The following is a 19,249-nucleotide window of genomic DNA, read 5'->3' on the forward strand; positions in this document are numbered from 1 at the left end:
GGACCTTCCGGCAAGATCCCGCAAGCCTGTGATCGGGCTGTGAACGCGCGAAACGGCCCCGCCGGAAGGCGGGGCCGTTCGAGCTGCGCTGTGTTCAGCCGGTCAGGTCGTACAGGGTCGTGTTGCCGACCGTGGTGGCCGTGTAGTTGGCCTCGACCCAGGCCGCGATCTCCGCGCTCACGCTGCTGCCGCCGTTGCTCTGGCCGCCCAGCCCCGATCCGCCGATGAAGTAGTGGATCTTGCCGTCCCGCACGTACTGCTGGAACTGGGCCAGGCTCGGCGCCGGGTCGCTGCCGTTGAAGCCGCCGATCGCCATCACCGGCAGCTCGGTCGCCAACTGGTAGCCCGAGGCGTTGTTGGAGCCCACCGCCGCGGCCACCCAGGTGTACCGGGACGCGTCGGCCCGCAGCGCCGCCACCACCTCGCTGCTCGGCGTCGTGGCGTTGAGCAGGCCGCCCATGCCGCCCATGCCGCCACCGCCGCCGCCCCGGGTGCCGCCGCCGAAACCAGCGCCGCCGCCGGCGAAGCCGCCACCGCCGCGGAAACCGCCGCCGCCGAAGCCGTTGCCGCCGGCCACGGTGGGACCCGCGGTGACGATCGAGCCGGTGTGGGCCGTCGCGGCGGTGTTCAGCGAGTAGGCGATCGGGCCGCCCAGCACGGCGACCAGGGCCAGCGCCGCCGCGGCCAGCCGCAGGTTGCGGTTCAGCTGCTGGCTCAGCAGAATGCCGGCCGCGCCCAGGGCACCGGCGATGAGCACCGCCACCTTCAGCCACGGGTGGAAGTCAGTGGCCCGGTTGAGCAGGATGTACGACCACACCGCGGTGACCGCGACCGTGCCGCCCAGGACCAGCAGGGCGTACAGGTCGGAGCGGCGGCGCCACAACGTCGCCGTGCCCATGCCGATCAGCGCGCCGATCGCGGGGGCCAGGGCCACCGTGTAGTAGTCGTGGAAGATGCCCTGCATGTAGCTGAAGACCAGCACGGTGGTGATCAGCCAGCCGCCCCACAGGACGAAGGCCGCCTTGCGACTCGACCAGATCAGGCCGGCCACGGTCAGGATCAGCGCCGCCGGCAGCAGCCAGGACGCCTGGCCGCCGGTCTGCCCGTCCAGCAGCCGCGACCAGCCGGTCTCGCCCCAGCCGCCGCCTCCGCCGCCGACGCTGCCGGTCTCGTCGCCGGTCAGCCGGCCGAAGCCGTTGTAGCCGAGGGTGAGCTCCAGGATCGAGTTGGTCTGGGAGCCGCCGACGTACGGCCGCCAGGACGCGGGGGTCAGCGACACGGCCGCCACCCACCAGCCGGCCGAGACGATGACCGCCGCGCCCGCCGCCAGCAGCTGCACCAGGCGGCGGGTCCAGCCGGTCGGGGCGAAGAGCAGGTACGCCAGCCCGAACGCCGGCACCACCAGCAGGGCCTGGAGCATCTTGGTGAGGTAGCCGAAGCCGATTGCGGAGCCGGCGAAGATCAGCCACCAGGTGCTGCCGCGCTCGATGGCCCGCAGCACGCCGTAGACGCTGGCCACGAGCAGCAGCATGAGCAGCGCGTCCGGGTTGTTGAACCGGAACATCAGGGTGGCCACCGGGGTGCCGGCGAGCACCGCGCCGGCGAGCAGGCCGGCGGCCGGGCCGTGCCAGCGGCGGACCGTGACGTACAGCAGCCAGACCGTCGCCACCCCGATCAGCGCCTGCGGGGCGAGGACGCTCCACGAGCTGAGGCCGAACAGCCGCACCGACAGGCCGGTGACCCACAGGGCGGCCGGCGTCTTGTCGACCGTGATGAAGTTCGAGGCGTCGGACGAGCCGAAGAACCACGCCTTCCAGCTCTCGCCGCCGGCCTGGGCCGCGGCCGCGTAGAACGCGTTGCCCCAGCCGGAGGCGCTGAGGTTCCACAGGTACAGCGCACCCGTGGCGAGCAGCAGCAGGACGAGCGAGGGCCGCACCCAGACGGGATCGCCGGCCCGCGCCCGGGTCTCGGCGGGCGCGGGAGGCGCGGCCGGAGGGGTCAGCGTGGTGGTCATGACCATCAAGGTGCGGCGCGCGCCTTCCGGCCCCGTGCGGACAGGCTGTGCGCGAGCTGTGAGTCAGTCCCAGCTCGGGTTACGGCGTTCCTTGAAGGCGGCGATGCCCTCGGCCATCTCGGCCTCGCCCTGCGGCGGCACCGGCAGATCCCCCAGCACGGCCTTCGCCGCCCGCAGGGTGAGCTCCGACCGGGCGGCGATCGTCGCGGCCAGGTCGTCCACCGTCGCCGCCAGGTCGCCGTCCGGGACCAGGACGTCGACCAGGCCCATGCACAGCGCTTCCGCGGCTGGGAAGAGCTCAGCGGTGTACAAGAGCAGCTTCGCCTTGGAAGGCCCGACCAAGGCGGCCAGGCGGCGGGTGGTCGACGGCGGGTAGACGATGCCGAGCTTGGCCGGGGTGATCCCGAAGCGCGCCGACTCCGCCGCGACCCGCAGGTCGCAGGCGACGGCCAGCTGGCAGCCGCCGCCGACGCAGAAGCCGTCGATGCGGGCGATCACCGGCCGCGGGAACTCGGCCAGGGCGCGCTCGGCCGCGACCGCGAGACTGTCGTCGCCGGACCGGGCGATCGCCGCCGCCTCGGTGATGTCGGCGCCCGCGCAGAACGTCCCGCCGGCCCCGGCCACCACGAGGACCCGTACCGCCGGGTCCTTGGCCAGGGCGTCGAGCATCCCGGGGAGGGCACCCCACATCGCCGCGGTCATCGCGTTGCGCTTGGCCGGGTTGGTGATGACGAGCGTGGCGAGCGGGCCGTCCTGGGTCAGGACCAGTTCCCCGGTTACCACAGGCGAGTCACCATTCGTGGACGGGGACGTTCGAGTGCATCCTCGGAAGGTACTCCGCGAGCAGCTTGCGCATGGTGTCGTCGCGCTGCACCGGGCCGCTGCCGTCGATCGCGTGGGCGGCCTCGACCAGCCAGGTGGCGCCGTTGCGCTGGGACAGGCAGCGGTGCTCGATGATGCCGAGCAGCCGGTCGCGGTGGGCCGGGTCGACGCCCCACTCGTCGAGGCCCTCGTGGGCCAGCGGCAGCAGCCGGCGCAGCACGAGCTCGGTCACCGGCAGGGTGCCGAGGCCGGGCCAGAACACCGAGGCGTCGATGCCGTGCCGGGCCGCGGTGTGGAAGTTCTCCTCGGCCGCGCCGAACGACATCTGCGTCCACACCGGACGGTCCTGCCCGGCCAGGCGGTGCACCAGGCCGAAGTAGAAGGCGGCGTTGGCCATGCTGTCCACGACGGTCGGCCCGGCCGGCAGCACCCGGTTCTCCACGCGCACGTGCGGCTTGCCGTCCACGACGTCGTAGATGGGCCGGTTCCACCGGTAGATGGTGCCGTTGTGCAGCTTGAGCTCGCCCAGCCGGGGCGCCTCGCCGCGGTCGAGGACGTCGATCGGGTCCTCGTCCTCGCAGATGGGCAGCAGGGCCGGGAAATACCGCACGTTCTCCTCGAACAGGTCGAAGATCGAGGTGATCCACCGCTCCCCGAACCAGACCCGGGGCCGCACGCCCTGGCTCTTGAGCTCCTCGGCGCGGGTGTCGGTGGCCTGCTCGAACAGCGGGATGCGGGTCTCGCGCCACAGCTCCTGGCCGAACAGGTACGGCGCGTTGGCACCCAGCGCCACCTGCACCGACGCGATGGCCTGGGCCGCGTTCCAGTACGCCGCGAACTGCTGCGGCACCACCTGCAGGTGGAACTGCACGCTGGTGCAGGCCGCCTCGGGTGCGATCGAGTCGCACCGCACGTGCAGCCGCTCGACGCCGTCGATGGCGATCATGAGGTCCTCGCCGCGGGCCGCGAAGATCTGCTCGTTCAGCAGCGAGTACCGCGGGTTGGCCGACAGCACGTCCGGGGTCAGCAGGTCGCGGCGCAGGGTGGGCAGGATGCCGATCATCGCCAGCCGGGTGTCGACCTGGGCCGCGTGCTCCTCGGCCGCGTTGAGGCTCTCGCGCACCTGGGCCTCGAAGCGGGCCAGGCCGTCGCCGGCCAGCCGCTGCGGCGGCACGTTGATCTCGATGTTGAACTGGCCGAGCTCGGTGACGAAGGCCGGGTCGGCGAGCGCGTCGAGGACCCGCTGGTTGCGCAGCGCCGGGTCGTAGTTCTCGTCGACCAGGTTGAGCTCGATCTCCAGGCCGCTCATGCCGTTGCCGGCCTCGAACGGGTCCTCGGCGAGCATCCGCGCGAAGGCGTCCAGGCAGCGGCGCACCTTGTCCCGGTAGCGCATCCGGTCTTCCCGGCTGAACACCGTCGACTCGACGTCCTTGCCCATGGGATGCCACCCTCCACCCGGGAGAACCGTGCATCTGGCATACCACGAACCGTGGATTTTTACTCCTGCCCGCCCGCCGGATTTCTACTCCTGGCCGCCGCCCGTCGGCCGGAGGCTGAGATGCCGCAGAGCCGCATGGACGTCACTCAACTTGGGCAATCCGGCCAGGAAGTCGTCCCACGCCTGCCGGTCACGCTGCCAGGCGGCGAGGTAGTCCACGCACAGCTGCGGGGTGATCTTCTCCCGGCTCTCCTGGGCCGCCCGCAGCGCCCGGCGCATCCTGACGCCCTCGGCGTCCGGCGGCAGCTGCGCCATGATGCCGTCGATGAACGCGCCCCGCCGGTCCAGGTAGTCGCTCCAGAAGCCGTGGCCCGCGTCGGCGAGGTCGCGGCCGTCGTCGAGCAGCTCGAACACGCCCTCGGCGAGGCAGTCGCCGAACTCCTGGCGGCGGGCGCGGCCCGGCCCGTCGAACGGGTCGTAGGCCTTCTGGTCGGCCAGGCCGGTCACGGCGACGCGGCGCTCGCGGATGTGCTCGAAGAGGAAGAACCAGTCCTCGTTGTACACGTTGGGGAAGTACGAGCGGCTGCTCGTCGGCACCAGCAGCGCCCCGCCGCCGATGAAGGTGTCCTGGACGGCGCCGACCGCGCGGTTGGCGTGGCAGACCACGGAGTTGTCCGGGTAGCCGGTGTTCTCCAGGCCCACGGCGTCGTACTCGCCGAGCAGCCCGGCCGCGCCCCGCACGTCATCGGCCGACACGGCGACGTCGTCGTCGAGGAACAGCACCGCCCGCCAGCCCGGCATCATGTGCGCGACCGCGAGCCCGACGTTGCGCTTCATGCTGGTGTCGGTCCGGCTGCGGAACGGCAGGCCGCGGCGGCGCCAGGCGCGCGGCCCCGCGGTGCTGCCGCTTCGCGGGGCCGCGGTGCGCCCGGCGAGCAGCGCGTCGGCGCCCGGGCGGGGCAGCCGGGCCCGCGGCGGCACGTCGACGGCGACCGCCCGCACGCCCGCCCGGTCGGCCTCGTTGATCACCAGGCTGGCCGTGCTCCACCGGCTGCACAGCACCAGCAGCAGGCAGTCCAGCTCGCCGGCCAGGCGCATGGCGGCGCTGATGAAGCTCACCGGCCGGTTGGTGGGCACGATGATCGCGTCGAGGCTGCCGGGGCCGGCGCGGTCGGGCCGGAGCAGCTGGCGGTGGGAGGAGTGGTGATGCGGCTCCGCGGAGGTCATGAAGCTGCCGACTCCACGCGATGCCTCCCCGTACTCCCCGATCGTGTGACGAGTACTCTAACGGCCCGCGCGCCCGGCGTGTCGCCGCTGCTCAGCCGGAGTCGGTCGGCCATTCGTGCAGTCGGATGTTCGGATCGGTCCAGTCCGGCACCGTGACGATCCCGGTGACGATCCGCACCCGCGAGACCAGGCTGAACGAGGGCGCCCCGCCGAAGCGGCGCTCCAGGTAGCGGAAGTTGCGCTCGCGCCAGTCGACGTCGGTGAGCGCCCGGACGATGCCGTAGGTGCCGCGGCCGTACACCCCGTTGAAGATCGTCACCGTGGAGCCGTCCCGGCCGTAGGGGTTCGGGGCGCGCCAGAGGTGCGCCACGTCCTCGCGCAGCGTGAGCCGGCCGTCCTCCTCCTTGAGCACCGGCACCAGGGTGCGGCCGGTGCCGCCGGCGTCGCGGACCTCGAACGCGCCGGCCTCGATGCCCTCCCGGCCGACCTGCCGGACCGGGATGTCGAGCAGGTCGTAGGTCTCCCGGGTGAGGTTGTTCCAGTCCACCCCGCCGAGCAGCAGCAGGTGGGTGTGGAAGTCGTCGCGGTCGAGCCGGGTGACGAGCTTGTAGCGGATCCGGTTGTTGGGGTTCACCTGGCGCAGGTAGCTGTAGAGCTCGAAGAGGGCGTCCGGGTCGGCGTAGCTGTAGAGCTCGACGTGGTCCGGGGCGAGCGGGTCGGCGTACTCCCGGGCCGCCTGCAGTTCCTCGGGCAGCTCGGCGCAGACCACGGTGAGCGGCTCGCCGGGCGGGAACTTGAGCGGGTTGAGCGGCTCGGACTCCATGCCGAACGCGCGCTTGAGCTCGTCGTGGCGCACCCGCTCCTCGGCGGTGAGCTGCTCGACCTCGAAGAGCACCGGCCCGCCGTCGGCGAACGAGCGGGGCGTGGCGAACAGCCGCGCGTACTTGTCCAGATGGACGTCCGGCGGTCGCTTGGCGTCGGTCTTCTTCTCCCACGACGAGATGGACGGCACGCTGACCCCGAAGACGCGGGCGAGGTCGCCCTGGCTCACCTTGCCGTCGGGCCGGCCCTGAAGCCGGGCGTCGCCGCGCAGCGTCCGCAGCGCTTGCGCGAGCGTGTCCGGATCGGTCACCGCTTCCCCCCTTCAGCCGATTTCAGCGTGGCCCGAAGTATCCGGGCCGACCGTGAGGATCGTCGATCCTCGTCGCGATCTGCTGCTATCGCGGCACTGTGCCGTCCTTGAGCGCTGCCTATTGTTTCAGGACGTGCTGAAACAATAGGCTCAATGACGTGAGAGCGGTAGGACTTCAGGTCATCACTGAAATTCAGTCCCGTTGACTGAAACGAGGGGGGTCGGAGTGATGCCCTACGAGCCGGTCCACCGCGAAACGCAAGACGGGGCGGGCCCGGTTGCCGCCGGGCCGCCCCAATTTCGGTAGCCCTGTCACGCCAGTAAAAGGACGTACCGATGCCCATGGTATTGGTTTCCGGTTCACCCGTACATCACAGTCCTGATGCAAGTGTCGTGGCCTTGTTCTTCGCCGTGCTCGTCACCTTCGCGGTGGTGGTCGGCTGGTTGGGCCGCTCGGTCAACACCTATCGGCATCCGGAGGCGACCCCGACGCCGTATCACCGCGAGGTGAAACGCGAGGCGCGCGACAATGTCGTGCGGGGTTGGCTGTGGGTGGCGGTCCTGTGTCCCGTAATGTTCGTCACGCTGTACACCGTGATCCACTCCGGCGCGGGGTGAGCCCTTCAGCCGGGTTTAGCACACAGACAACCGGGGACGGAGCCCATTGCGGGGCCGTCCCCGACCCGCATTCCCCGTCGGCCAAAGGAGCTCGACAACGGTGCCAGAGGTTCGCCCGGCGGTTCCCGCCGATCTTCCGGCCTTGGTAAGCGCATTCCGGCAGCAGCAGTACTTCGCGGAGCGCATCGCCCGCCAGCCGCAGCTGGGCGTCCTGTTCGTGGCCGAATCGGAGCAGCGGGTGGCCGGCGCGGCCTTTCTGCGCATGCAGCCCGCCGAGGAGTGGGAACTGCGCGCCCGGTTGCGCAACGTGCCGGTCCTGAGCCACCTGCAGGTCGTCGCCGACCGGCGCCGCCAGGGCGTGGCCTCGGAGATCATGCAGGCCGCCGAGGACTACGCCCGGGGCCGCGGCCGGACCGGCATCGCGCTCGGCGTGACGCCCACGAATGCCGCCGCCCGCCGGATGTACACCGGCCGCGGCTACGAGGAGTGGCCGCACGGCGAGGTCAACGCCATGGTCATCGACTACGACGACGAGGGCCGCAAGACCTTCAGCACCGAGCGCTGCCTGATCATGGTCAAGCCGCTGCCGATGGTCGTGCGGGCCCCGGCACCCGCGATCGCCGCCGGGGTCAAGTAGGCGATCCCCGGCCGGCGCGGGTTTCCGAAACGCCCACAAATGCGACTTATCCTCGCGTACCGTCGCTCCCATGGCGGGAAGCGTGCTGCTGAGGATCGCGAACGTGAATCCCGCCAGCGTGCGCAGCCACACCGACCGGGCCCTCTACGGCTCGATCGGCATCTTCATCGTGCTGTACGGCGTCTACGCGATCGTCGGCGCCGCGAGCTTCGTCGACGCCTCCACCAACTATGCCCATCCGTGGTGGCAGTGGCTGGTCGGGCCGCCGGTCGCGCTGGCCGTGATCGCCTACGACCGGGCCGTCGTCGGGCGGGTCGCGGTCAACTTCGAGCAGCTCGACTCGGCCGACCCGCACCAGTTGCTGCGCCGGCGGACCATCGGGCTGTACGCCGGGCGGATCCTCCTGGCCCTGCTGTTCGCCGTGGTCATCACCGAGCCGCTCATGCTCGCGCGGTACAAGGGCGAAATCGACGCGTATCTCGGGACGGTCCACAACCGCCAGCTGACGACGCTGGAGCAGACCGGGGCCATCGCGACCTTCCAGCGGCAGCTCGACGCGCTGCGGGCCCAGGACGCGGCCGACGACGACGCCGTCGCGAAGCTGCACACCCTGGCCGCCGACAAGCGCAAGGAGTCCGGGGCGCTCTACGACCAGGCCCTGGCCGACTCCCGGGCCGGCGGCGTGACCCAGCGGGCCGGGTGCCCGGCCGGCGGGTACTGCGACACGCTGGTCCAGCAGTCCCGCGCGCTCATGGACGAGGCCACCCGGCTCGACGGCGAGGCGGCGGCGCTGCGCACGGCCCAGGACCCCGGCCGGGCGTCGCGGTCGGGGCAGGTCGCCGCGCTGCTCGGGCAGATCGACGAGCAGCGCGCCGCCAACCGCGCCACAGTCGCGGCCGGGTCCGGCTTCGGGGCCCGTACGACCGCGATGTGGCACCTGGTGACCAGCGACTTCTGGGGCTTCGGCTTCTTCTACCTCGGGGTGGCGGCCCTGCTGGTCTGCCTGGACTGCGCCGCGGTCTGGCTCAAGCTCGTCTCGCACGGCAACGGCTACGAGCGCACCGAGGCCCGCGAGGCCCGGCGGCGGGAGCTGTCCGAGACCCGCCGCCACGAGCAGGAATTGCAGGTCACGGCCCAGGCGCAGGCGCTGGCCGGGGACGGCCTGGAGACCGTGGTGGCCGAGCGGCGGCTCATGGACGCCGCGGTCAGCCGCGCCACGGAGCGTTTGGTGGCCGAACTCGAAGACCAATCGAGACTGGTCCGGCCGTACTCCCGATCCGCGGGGGAGCTCCGCTCCACCCACACCCCCTCGATGCCTGCACCAGCGTCTACGGGTCGGACGGGTTGAAGTTTCAGCCCAAAATGTTGCCCCGATGTCTTGCTTTCGCCCCGGGTCTCCCGTGCATAGTGGGCCGGTGCAGAACCGCCTGCCTCAACGCACGTCGGTGCTGCCGCTCGTCATCGGCATCGTGCTGGTCCTCGTCGGCGGGGTCGGGGTGGCCCGCATGGTGTGGGACAAGTCCATCAACGCCTCGGCCAACTCCCCCGACGTGGATCGGATCGACCGCGGCGGCGACCGGGCCGACCGGGCCGCCGACCCGCGCGCGGCCCGCTGCGGCGGCGCCCCGCTGAGCGCGCCCCGCGAGCTGCGCGGGGTCTGGATCACCACCGTCGAGAACATCGACTGGCCGAGCCAGCCGGGGCTGCCCGCGGACCAGATCAAGCAGGAGTACCTGGGCTGGCTGGACCTCGCCAAGCAGCGCAATCTCAACGCGGTCTTCGTGCACGTGCGGCCCAGCGGGGACGCGCTGTGGCCCTCGGAGTACGCGCCCTGGTCCGAGTGGATCACGGGGGTGCGCGGCCAGGGCCCCGGCTTCGACCTCATGCAGTGGATGATCGACGAGACCCACCGGCGCAACCTGGAGTTCCACGCCTGGTTCAACCCGTACCGGGGCAGCCAGCCCGCGCCCGCCGGGGCCGGACCGGACATCAACGCGCTCGCGCCCGACCACCCGCTGCGCAAGCACCCGGAGTGGGCGGTGGTCTACCCGTCGGAGGGCACCACCGGCAGTCGGCTGCACTTCAACCCGGGCATTCCCGAGGCGCGCAAGTTCGTCGAGGACTCGATGCTGGAGGCGGTGGAGAAGTACGACGTCGACGGCGTGCACTTCGACGACTTCTTCTACCAGTACCCGGTGGCCAAGCAGGACTACCCGGACGGCGCCGCGTACCGGACCTACGGGGCCGGCAAGAGCCTGGCCGACTGGCGCCGCGACAACGTCAATCTCCTGGTCAAGGAGATGAGCGAGCGGATCAAGAAGATCAAGCCGTGGGTGAAGTTCGGGATCAGCCCGTTCGGCATCTGGCGCAACGACGCCACCGACCCGGCCGGCTCCCCGACCCGCGGCCTGCAGAGCTACGACGAGATCTACGCCGACACCCGCCTGTGGGTGCAGCAGCAGTGGCTCGACTACATCGTGCCGCAGTTGTACTGGAACATCGGCTTCGAGGTCGCCGACTACGCCAAGCTCGTGCCCTGGTGGGTCGACGTCGTCAAAAAGACCAGGGTTCAGTTGTACGTCGGGCAGGCCGACTACCGCGTCGGCCAGTCCGGCCCGTGGTCCGATCCCGGCGAACTCGACCGCCAGCTGGCCCTGAACCGCAAGTATCCGCAGGTCACCGGCAGCGTCCACTTCAGCGCCAAGAACTTGCGGGCGGATATGCTCGGCGCCGTCACGAAGTACACGAGCGATTTCTATGGTTCTCCGGCTCTCCCGCCGGTGATGTCGTGGCTGCCGAACACCGCCCCGGGCGCGCCGACCCTGAGCACCGAGCCCAGCGGCGGCGGCGTGAAGCTGACCTGGAAGGGCAAGGGCGTCGCGGCGGCCGTCTACCGCGTCGACGGCGGCGCCGCCAAGCTCGTCGCCACGAGACGCGGCGGCGACGGCGACTTCACCGGCCCCAAGGGCACCTACTGCGTCACCGAGCTCGACCGGTCCTGGAACGAAAGCCCTCCGTCGGGGTGATCCCCGCTCATCCGGGATTTACCGAGGCTTCGGCCCATGACGAGCTTCATCTCGGACCAGGACTTCACCACGCCCGCGCACGTGCGCCCCTCATTCTCCGATGAGCCCCCGGCCGCCGCCACGAACGCCCGCCGGCTCCCGCTGACCATCGTATTCCTGGCCGCGGTGTGGCTGGTGGTGGCGTCGGTGCCGTTCGGGTACATCGGCGAGGGCCGCTACGACGTGTTCTGGAGCGACGCCGTGACCGGGATCGCGCTCGCCGTCGTAACCATCATCCGGCTGCTGCAACCCCGCGCGGCCGGCTTCACCCCGATCATCGGCGGCCTGGCCGGCTGGCTGCTCGTCGCCCCGCTGGTGCTGCAGTACGGCTGGACCGCCTCGACCGCCAACGACGTGGCGGTGGGCATCCTGATCCTCACCTGTGCGGCCCTGGGCCCGGAATCTTCGTGAGACGCGGCCGGGCCGCCCCGAAATCGGGGCGGCCCGGAAACCGACGCAGGGTTCTGCGCGGTCAGCGATCCCGGTTGAACGCGTCGGCCACGTCGTGCCCCGCGTCCTTCACGTGGTCGCCGGCCTGCTTGGCCTTGGCGGCGGCGCGCTCAGCGGCGCCTTCGGCCTGCAGACGCTCGTTGTCGGTGGCGTCGCCGTACTTCTCCTTGGCGGCACCCTTGAGCTCTTCGGCCTTGTGCTCGACCTTGTCCGTGAAACTCATCGCTCATCCCTTCCACGTATTTGGTCTTTCGCCTTGCACTAAGCAGGTTGCCCGGCTTTCCGCCCGCGCAAACGCAACTGCCGCGCGGCGGTCGTCACACCGGTGAGCACGAACGAGAGCGCAATCCCAAGCCCGGCCGCCGCGAGCGGGTTGTCGGTGAACACGTTCCCGCCGAGGTAGCCGAGGCCGACCACGTAGAGGCTCCACAGAACGGCGCCGACCGCGAACGCGGGGAGCAGGCGGTTCCGGGGAAATTGGGCGTACCCGCTGACCAGGGCCACGGTCGTCCGCCCGAGCGGCACGAACCGCCCACCGGCGACGATCGCGCCACCGTGCCGATCGAGCAGGCGGGCGACCCAGCCGACGGCTCTGGCGTAGCGCTCGCCGCGCAGGAACCGCTCCACGAACCGCCGACCGCCGCGCCTGGCCACCTCGTGCATGAGGACGTCGCCGACGAATACCGCCGTCGCCGAGGCTAGCAGCACCACTCCGACGTGCAGGTGGCCGTTCGCGGCGAGCGCTCCGCCGGCGATCACGCTCGTCTCGGCCGGGACCGCGGGGATGAGGCAGTCCAGCACCAACAACACGAAGATCACCAGGTACGCCCAGCCGGCCATCGCTTCCATGCCCTTTACCCTGCCGTTTGGGAGCCGCGGAATCAGCGGTGCCAACCCGCCGATCGGTTGGGGGGTTTCCCCTACCCTTACGGGCCGCGGGGCGAGCGTCGTCGCGAGCCCGGCCACCGTGGACGACCTGCGGATCCAGGTGCCGCAGCGGGAGCGATGAGCGGCACGGGCGTGCACCGGCATGCGCATTCACCCGGCCGCTCGTGTATCGGCGCATCGCGGCGCTTGCCAGCTTCGGCTATCCGGGACCGCGCCCGCTAGGTCGGCCCGGCGGTCGTGGCGCAGACCGCGCTGACGACGTTCGGCGTGGTAGAGGCTGTCACCGCCACGCTCGACGGTGATCCCGAGGTCGCCGGTGAGGTTTCCGCCGCCGCCAAGACCCGGTGCGGTCTTGAGGGGGTGTGGGTGGAGCGAAGCTCCCCCACCTTCTCAGGCAACCACCACAAACGAAACGGCCCCCGGCCCCGCAATGGGGCTGAGGGCCGTTCCTCTATGTCGGGCGCGGAGAGCTCAGGCCGTGAAGGCCTCGCAGCGCGCGCCGGAATTGGTGTTGTTGCCGCGGCCCGGGTTGGCGGTGTCGATGTCCGCGCCGCAGTCCACGGTGTCGTTGCCGCTGCCTGTGGTGATGGTGTCGGTGCCGGCGGCGGTGGTCACCGTGTTGTTGCCGTTGCCGGCGTGCACGGTGTCGTTGCCGCTGCCCGTGGTGATGGTGTCGTTGCCGGACTCCGACGTGATGGTGTTGTCGCCGTCGCCGGCTCGGATCACATTGTTGCCGCCGCCCGCGGTGATTGTGTCGTTGCCGGGGCCGGTCGTGATGGTGTCGTTACCCGAGGCGGCCGAAATGACGTTGTTGCCCCCACCTGCGGTGATGACGTTGTTGCCGCCGCCGGCGTCGATCCAGTCGTGGCCGTCGCCGACCGTGATGGTGTCGTTGCCGGGGCCGGTCGTGACGCAGTCGGTGCCGCCGTTGCCGTCGACCACGTCGTTGCCGCCGCGGCCGAGGATCAGGTCGTTGCCCGCGGTGCCGGTCAGGCGGTCGTTGCCGGTGCCGCCGATCAGGACGTTCTGCACGGCGATGCCGGTGCAGGCGTCGGCGGGCTGGCTTGCCGACCGTACCGAAACGGGGCCCTTGGAAACGATCCCCGTCAGGGCGTCGGTGTAGGTGACGGAGCCGCCGGCCGCCACGGTGAGCAGGATCGGCTGCGACTTGAGCGACGCGGTCACGACCGCCGGCTCGCCGGAGAGCGTCGCGACCGTGGCGCCCGGGGCGAGGGTGTAGACGCCGGTGCCGAGGGCGATCGTCGACGTGCTGCCGTCCAGGCGGACCTGCAGCGGTGCGGTGCCGGCGCCGACGGTGAACTTCAGGCCGGGCTCGACGGTCAGCGAACGGCCGCCGCGGTTCAGGATCGCGCCGCCGGTGAAGTCGTCGCCCGGAACCGTGGGGTGCGGGTCGACCGCGTCCTGGATGCCGTCGGCGTCGGCGTCGGGGACGGTGCAGTTGATGGTGCCGGCCCGCAGCGCGTGGCCCTCGTCGTTGGTGTCGTCCGACCACCAGACGCGCTTCTGGCCGGCCACGCACTCGGACTGAGGCGCGATCGCGAAGCCCTCGTTGTTGTAGTTCGGCAGGCCCGCCGGGCGCTCGTACACCTTGGTGACCGCGAGCTTGCCCGACGCGTCGACGTCCAGGGTGGCGGTGCGGCCGCCGCAGGTGTCGTCGCAGGCGGCCCAGATCGGGCCGGTCTCCGGCTCGTACTGCAGATCCATCACCGACACGAAGCCGCTCGCGATGGTGGCGACCCGGGTGAACGAGCCGTCCTCGGAGAGCGCATAGGCGTAGATGGTGCCGTTGGCCTCGAGCCCGACGAGGAACAGCCCGCCCCCGTGGTTCGGGTAGGTGGCCGGGTCGTACGCCGCGCCCGTGTGCTCGTCGCGGAAGCCCTTCGCGGTGAGGTACCCGTCCGGCACGAACGTGATGCCCTCGAGCCCGCTGTTGGCGGCGACCGGCGGCAGGTCCGCGGTCAGCACCCACTCGCGGGTGATCGCGCCCGCGGCGACGTCGAAGCGCTCGACGGCCGGGCGGCTCACGCCGGAGTTGCTGTTGTCCCGCTCGGTGGAGATGTAGACGGCGCCGTTGGCGAGGGTCACGCCCTCGGCGTCCGGGTCACCGGTGCCGTTCGGGTAGTGCAGGGGGTACGTGGCGGCCGGGTTCCACTGCGTGCCGTCGGAGCTCAGGCGGTACAACGTGCCCGGGCCGTTCTTGACCGCCCACAACGAAGAACCGTCGTAGGCGAGCCCGCTCATGTTGCCGCCGAGGACGTTGGCGCCGTCGACGGTCGTGATCGCGCTGCCGCCCGGCCACGGGGACGCGGGGGTCTGGCCAGGGCAGGCGTTGGCCGCGCCCTTGGTGCCGACCGTCGTGGTGGCGAAGTCGCCGGTGCCGTCCGGGCAGCGGCCGTACGTGGTGGCCGCGTGCGCCGTCCAGGAGTACGAGTCGACCAGGGCGCCGCTCGCGGTGAACAGCCGCGCGGAGTCGGCGCTGCCCAGGCCGAAGACCGGGTCGACGTCCAGCGCCAGGAAGCCGTTGCCGGCAAGAGAAACGCCGGAGCCGATCGTGAAGACGTGGCTGTCGTCGTTGTCCTTGAGCGTCCAACCGGACACGTCGACGGCCGCCGGCCCGGTGTTGGTCAGCTCGATCCAGTCGCCGGGGGTGCCGCCGTTGGATTCGACCTCGTTGATGCGCACGGTCGCCGTGCCGGGCTCCCGGCAGTCGTTGGCCGCCCCGCGCGTCGACGTCGTGGTGGTCTTGAACTCGCCGGTGCCGTCGGGGCAGCGGCCGAAGGTGGTGGCCGCGTGCGCGGTCCACGAGTAGGAGTCGACGAGCGTGGTGCCGTCGGGCAGGAACAGCCGCGCCGAGTCGGCCGCGCCGAGGCCGTAGGCGCTCTCCACGTCGACCGGCAGGAACGCGCCCGGGGCGATCGTGGTGCCGGCGGCGATCGTGTAGACGTGGGTGTCGTCGCTGTCCTTGACGATCCAGCCGGACAGGTCCACCGGGGCGGAGCCGGTGTTGGCCAGCTCGACCCAGTCGCCGGGGGTGCCGCCGTTGGACTCGACCTCGTTGATGTGGACGGCCGGCGCGTCGGCCGCCTGGGCCGCGGTCACGCCCAGCCCGACGATCAGCAGCGGCGCCGCGGCGGCGAGCAGAAGGATTTTGGTGCGCACCTGCGCAGCGTCGGCCATCGTGACGAAGCCGGCGTGAACACCTCGCGAACGGCTAGCTGCTCAGGGCCGCACGCTGGCCGGGCGTGAGCCGATCGGGATTCGCGACGGCGACGTACCGCCCGTCCGGCCGGCGCAGCGGAGCCACGGGGTCAGCGAAGTCTGGCCGTTCCGCCAGGGCGAGGGCCGCGGACACCCGGGCCACGGGCCAGCCCAGGGCGGCGGCCAACTCCTCCGCGGAACGCGGCTCAACGGCGTGGACGAGGGCCGCGATCACCGTCAGCATGTCCTCGGCCACCGCCGGGTCGTAGTCGTGGGCCATGGTCTGGCCCAGCTTCTCGAAGAACTGCCCCATGCGCTCCAGCCGGGCCCCGGCCGCGCCGCCGTATTCCAGAGCCCCCGCGCGAGCCGCCGCGCCCCAGCGGGCGTGCTGGTCGGCGCTGGTCTGCCAGGTGCGCAGCCAGACGTCGTCGTCGATCACGTACCGCTCCCGCCGCCCCGCCACCCGCTCCCGCCGCACGATCGACAGGGTCTCCAGGTAGGCGACCGCCTTCGACACCGAGGCCGGGCTCACCCGCAGGCGGGCCACCAGCTCGGCCGCGGTCAGGGCGCCGGCGTCGGTGGTGACGAGCGCGGTCAGCACCCGGGACGCCATGCGCGACAGTCCCGACTCCACCATCAGCGCGGTGAACCGCTCGTCGAAGTCGGGGACGCCGACCGGCGCGGACGGCAGCGGCCGGGGCGCGTAGGTGCCGCGGCGCAGATTCCGGGCGACCTCGCGGGAGACCGTCGAGGTCGGCCGGCCCAGCCGCCGGGCGATCTCCGCGTAGTCGAGCCGCTCGGCCAGCCCGGCCGCGATCTGCGCGCGGTCCTCGGGGGTCAGTCGCACTCCTGGCACGAAACGCATCGTTGCATAAGCCAGGGCCATTTTGAGCGCTCAACGCCCTACGTTTCCGAATATGGAAACTTTCGAGGTCGACCAACTGCGGATGCGGTACGGCGGCGACCGCGACGTCCTGCAGGGCGTGAGCTTCCGGGGCCGCCCCGGCGAGGTGCTCGCGCTGCTGGGGCCCAACGGCGCCGGGAAGAGCACCACCATCGAGATCCTCGAGGGCTTCCGGGCCCGCACCGGCGGCACCGCGGCCGTCCTCGGCGTGGACCCGGCCCGCGGCGACGAGCGGTGGCGGGCCCGGGTCGGGATCGTGCTGCAGTCCTGGCGCGACCACGCGAAGTGGCGGGTCCGCGAACTGCTCGCCCACCAGGCCCGGTACTACCCCGGCCGCGCCTGGGACCCGGACGCCCTCGTCGCCCAGGTCGGGCTGGCGGGGCAGGCGCGGCAGCGGATCGGTACCCTCTCCGGCGGCCAGCGGCGCCGCCTCGACCTGGCCCTGGGCATCGTCGGGCGGCCCGAGGTGCTGTTCCTCGACGAGCCGACGGCCGGCCTGGACGTGCTGGCCCGCCGGGAGTTCCACGGGCTGGTCGAGCGGCTGGTCGCCGAGGAGGGCACCGCGATCCTGCTCACCACCCACGACCTGCACGAGGCCGAGCACCTGGCCGGGCACATCGTGATCCTGGACGGCGGGCGGGTGATCGCCGACGGGACCGCCGCCGAGCTCGCCGGCCCCGACGAGGTGCGCTGGCGGATCGGCGAACGACAGTACGCCGAGACCACCCCCGACCCGACCCGCTTCGCCTACGAGCTGTTCGGCCGGCACGGCGAGGCGGTCGCCGACCTGGAGATCCGCCGCTCGTCGCTGGAGCACACCTACGTCGGGCTGGTGGCGCGATGAGGGCGTGGGAGCGCGCGCGGATCGAGCTGCGGCAGTCGCTGACCAACCCCGGCGACCTGTTCAACCACTGCTTCTGGCCGGCGCTGATGCTCGTGACGCTGTGGTTCCTTCGCGACCGCGCGGAGCTGCTGCCGTCGATCCTGGGCATGAACGCCGCGATGGCCATGGTGACCATGAGCCAGCACCTGACGGCCGACCGCGAGGACGGCACCCTCCTGCGCGCCCGCGCCACCCCGAACGGCGTCCGGGCCTACCTGGCGGGCAAGGTCATCTCGGTCGCGGCCACCGTGCTCATCGACCTGGCCATCTTCCTCGTTCCGGCACTGTTCATCGTCTCCACCAAGACCGTGAACGGAGGCACCGTCGCGTGGGTCCTCGCCCTCGGCCTGCTCGCCACCCTCCCGCTCGGCGCGATCCTCGGCACGCTGTTCCCCACGGCCCGCGGGCAGGGCCTGCTCACCCTGCCGGTGCTGGCCGTCATCGGCATCTCCGGCATCTTCTATCCGATCACCATGCTGCCGGGATGGGTGCAAGCAACCGCCCAAGCCTTCCCGGTGTACTGGATGGGCCTCGGCATGCGCGCCGCGTTCCTCGAATCGCCGGGCGCGCCGGCCGGGATCGTCGCCGTCCTGGGTGCCTGGGCGGTGGGTGGCCTGGTGCTGGCCCCGTTCGTGTTACGCCGCAGCCTGACCCCGTGACCGGCGGCGGATCACCCACACCAGGGCGCCTACGGCGAACAGGGCGAGACCGGGCAGTACCGACGACAAGGGCAAGGCGACCGCGAGCACCACGCAGCCGGCCAGGCCCACGATCGGCACCACGGCGGCGCGCAGCGTGAGCGCGGACGCGTTGGCGATGGCGTAGTACACGAGGACCCCGAACGACGAGAAGCCGATCGCGCCGCGCAGGTCCAGCAGCGCCACCAGCACCATGACGACCAGCCCGACCGCCACCTCGGCCCGGTGCGGGACCTGCCGCCGCGGGTGCACGGCGGCCAGGAAGCCGGGCAGGTGGCGGTCGCGGGCCATGGCCAGGGTGGTCCGGGAGACGCCGAGGACCAGCGCGAGCAGCGAGCCGAGCGCGGCCACCGCCGCGCCCACGCGCACCACCGGGCCCAGCGCACCGGCCCCGGCCGCGGCGACCGCGTCGGCGATCGGGGCGGTGGACGAGGCCAGCCGCGCCGGGCCGAGGGCGTGCAGGAGGGCGACGGCGACAGCGAGGTACACGAGCAGCGTCACGGCCAGGGCGATGAACACGGCCCGCGGAATGGTCCGCGCGGGGTCCGCGACCTCCTCGCCCAGGGTGGCGATGCGCGCGTAGCCGGCGAAGGCGAAGAACAGCAGGGCGGCCGCCTCCAGCACGCCGAACGGCCGCTGCGGCAGGAGCGTCGAGGGCGGCGGGACGGCGGCCGGCCCGAGCAGCGCCACGACCACCACGACCGCGAGCACGGCCAGCACCACGGCGACGATGACCCGGGTGGCGAGGGCCGACTTCTGCACGCCGAACAGGTTCAGCAGGGTGACCGCGCCGACCGCGGCGACGGCGACCAGGCGGGCGTGGCCGGGAAACGCGTACGCGCCGACGGTGAGCGCCATCGCCGCGCACGAGGCGGTCTTGCCGGCCACGAACCCCCAGCCGGCCAGGAAGCCCCAGAAGTCGCCGAGCCGGCGGCGGCCGTAGACGTAGGTGCCGCCGGACTCCGGGTACAGCGCGGCGAGGCGGGCGGAGGAGGAGGCGTTGCAGTACGCGACCACGGCGGCCAGGCCGAGCGCGGCGAACAGGAGTCCGCCCTGCGCGTGCACGGCCCGCGCGGCCGGGGCGAAGGCCGCGAAGACGCCCGCGCCGATCATCGCCCCGAGCCCGACGACGACCGCGTCGACGGTGCTCAATCTCCGGGCCAGCCTGGGGTTCGTCACGCCCGCAATGGTGCCCGCATGAGGATCCGCGGTGGGGCCCGCCCTACCCCGAACACTCCGCCCAGCAGGCTGGGG

General features: G+C 72.0%; 17 protein-coding genes. 7 read left to right on the forward strand and 10 right to left on the reverse strand.

Going from position 1 to position 19,249, the window contains the following annotated elements; translation table 11 throughout:
• Positions 1-94 precede the first annotated feature (94 nt).
• The 5 genes from ACQP00_RS49930 to ACQP00_RS49950 all read right to left on the reverse strand — a co-directional run bounded on the left by ACQP00_RS49930 (position 95) and on the right by ACQP00_RS49950 (position 6,633).
• On the reverse strand, positions 95-2,014 hold the full coding sequence (locus ACQP00_RS49930) for an ArnT family glycosyltransferase (RefSeq protein ID WP_433211145.1): 1,920 nt from the start codon (positions 2,012-2,014) through the stop codon (positions 95-97).
• A 63-nt stretch (positions 2,015-2,077) separates the two neighbouring features.
• The gene (locus ACQP00_RS49935) at positions 2,078-2,797 is read right to left on the reverse strand and encodes an enoyl-CoA hydratase/isomerase family protein (protein ID WP_433211148.1); all 720 of its coding nucleotides are present in this window, start codon (positions 2,795-2,797) and stop codon (positions 2,078-2,080) included.
• A gap of 7 nt (positions 2,798-2,804) precedes the next feature.
• Complete coding sequence (locus tag ACQP00_RS49940; protein ID WP_433211151.1) at positions 2,805-4,274, reverse strand: glutamate--cysteine ligase; 1,470 nt, start codon at positions 4,272-4,274, stop codon at positions 2,805-2,807.
• An 84-nt stretch (positions 4,275-4,358) separates the two neighbouring features.
• Positions 4,359-5,501: a hypothetical protein gene (locus ACQP00_RS49945; protein ID WP_433211154.1), complete on the reverse strand. Its 1,143-nt coding sequence runs from the start codon at positions 5,499-5,501 to the stop codon at positions 4,359-4,361.
• A gap of 91 nt (positions 5,502-5,592) precedes the next feature.
• Positions 5,593-6,633, reverse strand: a complete 1,041-nt coding sequence (locus ACQP00_RS49950) for a hypothetical protein (RefSeq protein ID WP_433211157.1) — start codon at positions 6,631-6,633, stop codon at positions 5,593-5,595.
• 399 nt (positions 6,634-7,032) lie between these two features.
• Here ACQP00_RS49950 and ACQP00_RS49955 point away from each other — a divergent pair, with 399 nt between their 5' ends.
• From ACQP00_RS49955 to ACQP00_RS49975, 5 genes are all read left to right on the forward strand, one after another.
• The gene (locus ACQP00_RS49955) at positions 7,033-7,251 is read left to right on the forward strand and encodes a hypothetical protein (RefSeq protein ID WP_433211160.1); all 219 of its coding nucleotides are present in this window, start codon (positions 7,033-7,035) and stop codon (positions 7,249-7,251) included.
• 142 nt (positions 7,252-7,393) lie between these two features.
• Complete coding sequence (locus ACQP00_RS49960; protein ID WP_433211163.1) at positions 7,394-7,888, forward strand: GNAT family N-acetyltransferase; 495 nt, start codon at positions 7,394-7,396, stop codon at positions 7,886-7,888.
• Between the two features lie 70 nt (positions 7,889-7,958).
• Positions 7,959-9,236, forward strand: coding sequence for a DUF4407 domain-containing protein (locus ACQP00_RS49965; RefSeq protein ID WP_433211166.1), 1,278 nt, complete (start codon positions 7,959-7,961; stop codon positions 9,234-9,236).
• Positions 9,237-9,303: 67 nt separating this feature from the next.
• Entirely contained in the window at positions 9,304-10,914 is a 1,611-nt protein-coding gene (locus ACQP00_RS49970; protein ID WP_433211169.1) for a glycoside hydrolase family 10 protein, read from the forward strand.
• Positions 10,915-10,950: 36 nt separating this feature from the next.
• Positions 10,951-11,364, forward strand: coding sequence for an SPW repeat domain-containing protein (locus ACQP00_RS49975; protein ID WP_433211172.1), 414 nt, complete (start codon positions 10,951-10,953; stop codon positions 11,362-11,364).
• A 61-nt stretch (positions 11,365-11,425) separates the two neighbouring features.
• Here ACQP00_RS49975 and ACQP00_RS49980 read toward each other — a convergent pair whose 3' ends face one another.
• The 4 genes from ACQP00_RS49980 to ACQP00_RS49995 all read right to left on the reverse strand — a co-directional run bounded on the left by ACQP00_RS49980 (position 11,426) and on the right by ACQP00_RS49995 (position 16,366).
• A complete protein-coding gene (locus ACQP00_RS49980; RefSeq protein WP_433211175.1) occupies positions 11,426-11,626 on the reverse strand; it encodes a CsbD family protein in 201 nt (66 codons plus the stop codon).
• Between the two features lie 38 nt (positions 11,627-11,664).
• Entirely contained in the window at positions 11,665-12,252 is a 588-nt protein-coding gene (locus ACQP00_RS49985; protein ID WP_433211178.1) for a DedA family protein, read from the reverse strand.
• 510 nt (positions 12,253-12,762) lie between these two features.
• Positions 12,763-15,471 carry a lamin tail domain-containing protein gene (locus ACQP00_RS49990; protein ID WP_433211181.1) on the reverse strand — a complete coding sequence of 903 codons (2,709 nt, stop codon included), beginning with the start codon at positions 15,469-15,471 and terminating at the stop codon, positions 12,763-12,765.
• 52 nt (positions 15,472-15,523) lie between these two features.
• Entirely contained in the window at positions 15,524-16,366 is an 843-nt protein-coding gene (locus tag ACQP00_RS49995; protein WP_433211184.1) for a MarR family transcriptional regulator, read from the reverse strand.
• Between the two features lie 61 nt (positions 16,367-16,427).
• Here ACQP00_RS49995 and ACQP00_RS50000 point away from each other — a divergent pair, with 61 nt between their 5' ends.
• Together ACQP00_RS50000 and ACQP00_RS50005 are read left to right on the forward strand one after the other, a co-directional pair.
• On the forward strand, positions 16,428-17,258 hold the full coding sequence (locus ACQP00_RS50000; RefSeq protein ID WP_433211187.1) for an ABC transporter ATP-binding protein: 831 nt from the start codon (positions 16,428-16,430) through the stop codon (positions 17,256-17,258).
• On the forward strand, positions 17,255-17,956 hold the full coding sequence (locus ACQP00_RS50005; RefSeq protein ID WP_433211190.1) for an ABC transporter permease: 702 nt from the start codon (positions 17,255-17,257) through the stop codon (positions 17,954-17,956). The genes ACQP00_RS50000 and ACQP00_RS50005 overlap by 4 nt, the downstream gene beginning before the upstream one ends.
• Here ACQP00_RS50005 and ACQP00_RS50010 read toward each other — a convergent pair.
• Positions 17,933-19,108, reverse strand: a complete 1,176-nt coding sequence (locus ACQP00_RS50010; protein ID WP_433224307.1) for an APC family permease — start codon at positions 19,106-19,108, stop codon at positions 17,933-17,935. The two genes, ACQP00_RS50005 and ACQP00_RS50010, sit on opposite strands and share 24 nt — an antisense overlap.
• Positions 19,109-19,249: the final 141 nt, after the last annotated feature.

It is taken from the genome of Dactylosporangium sp. CS-047395 (genome assembly GCF_050942185.1).
Taxonomy (GTDB): domain Bacteria; phylum Actinomycetota; class Actinomycetes; order Mycobacteriales; family Micromonosporaceae; genus Dactylosporangium.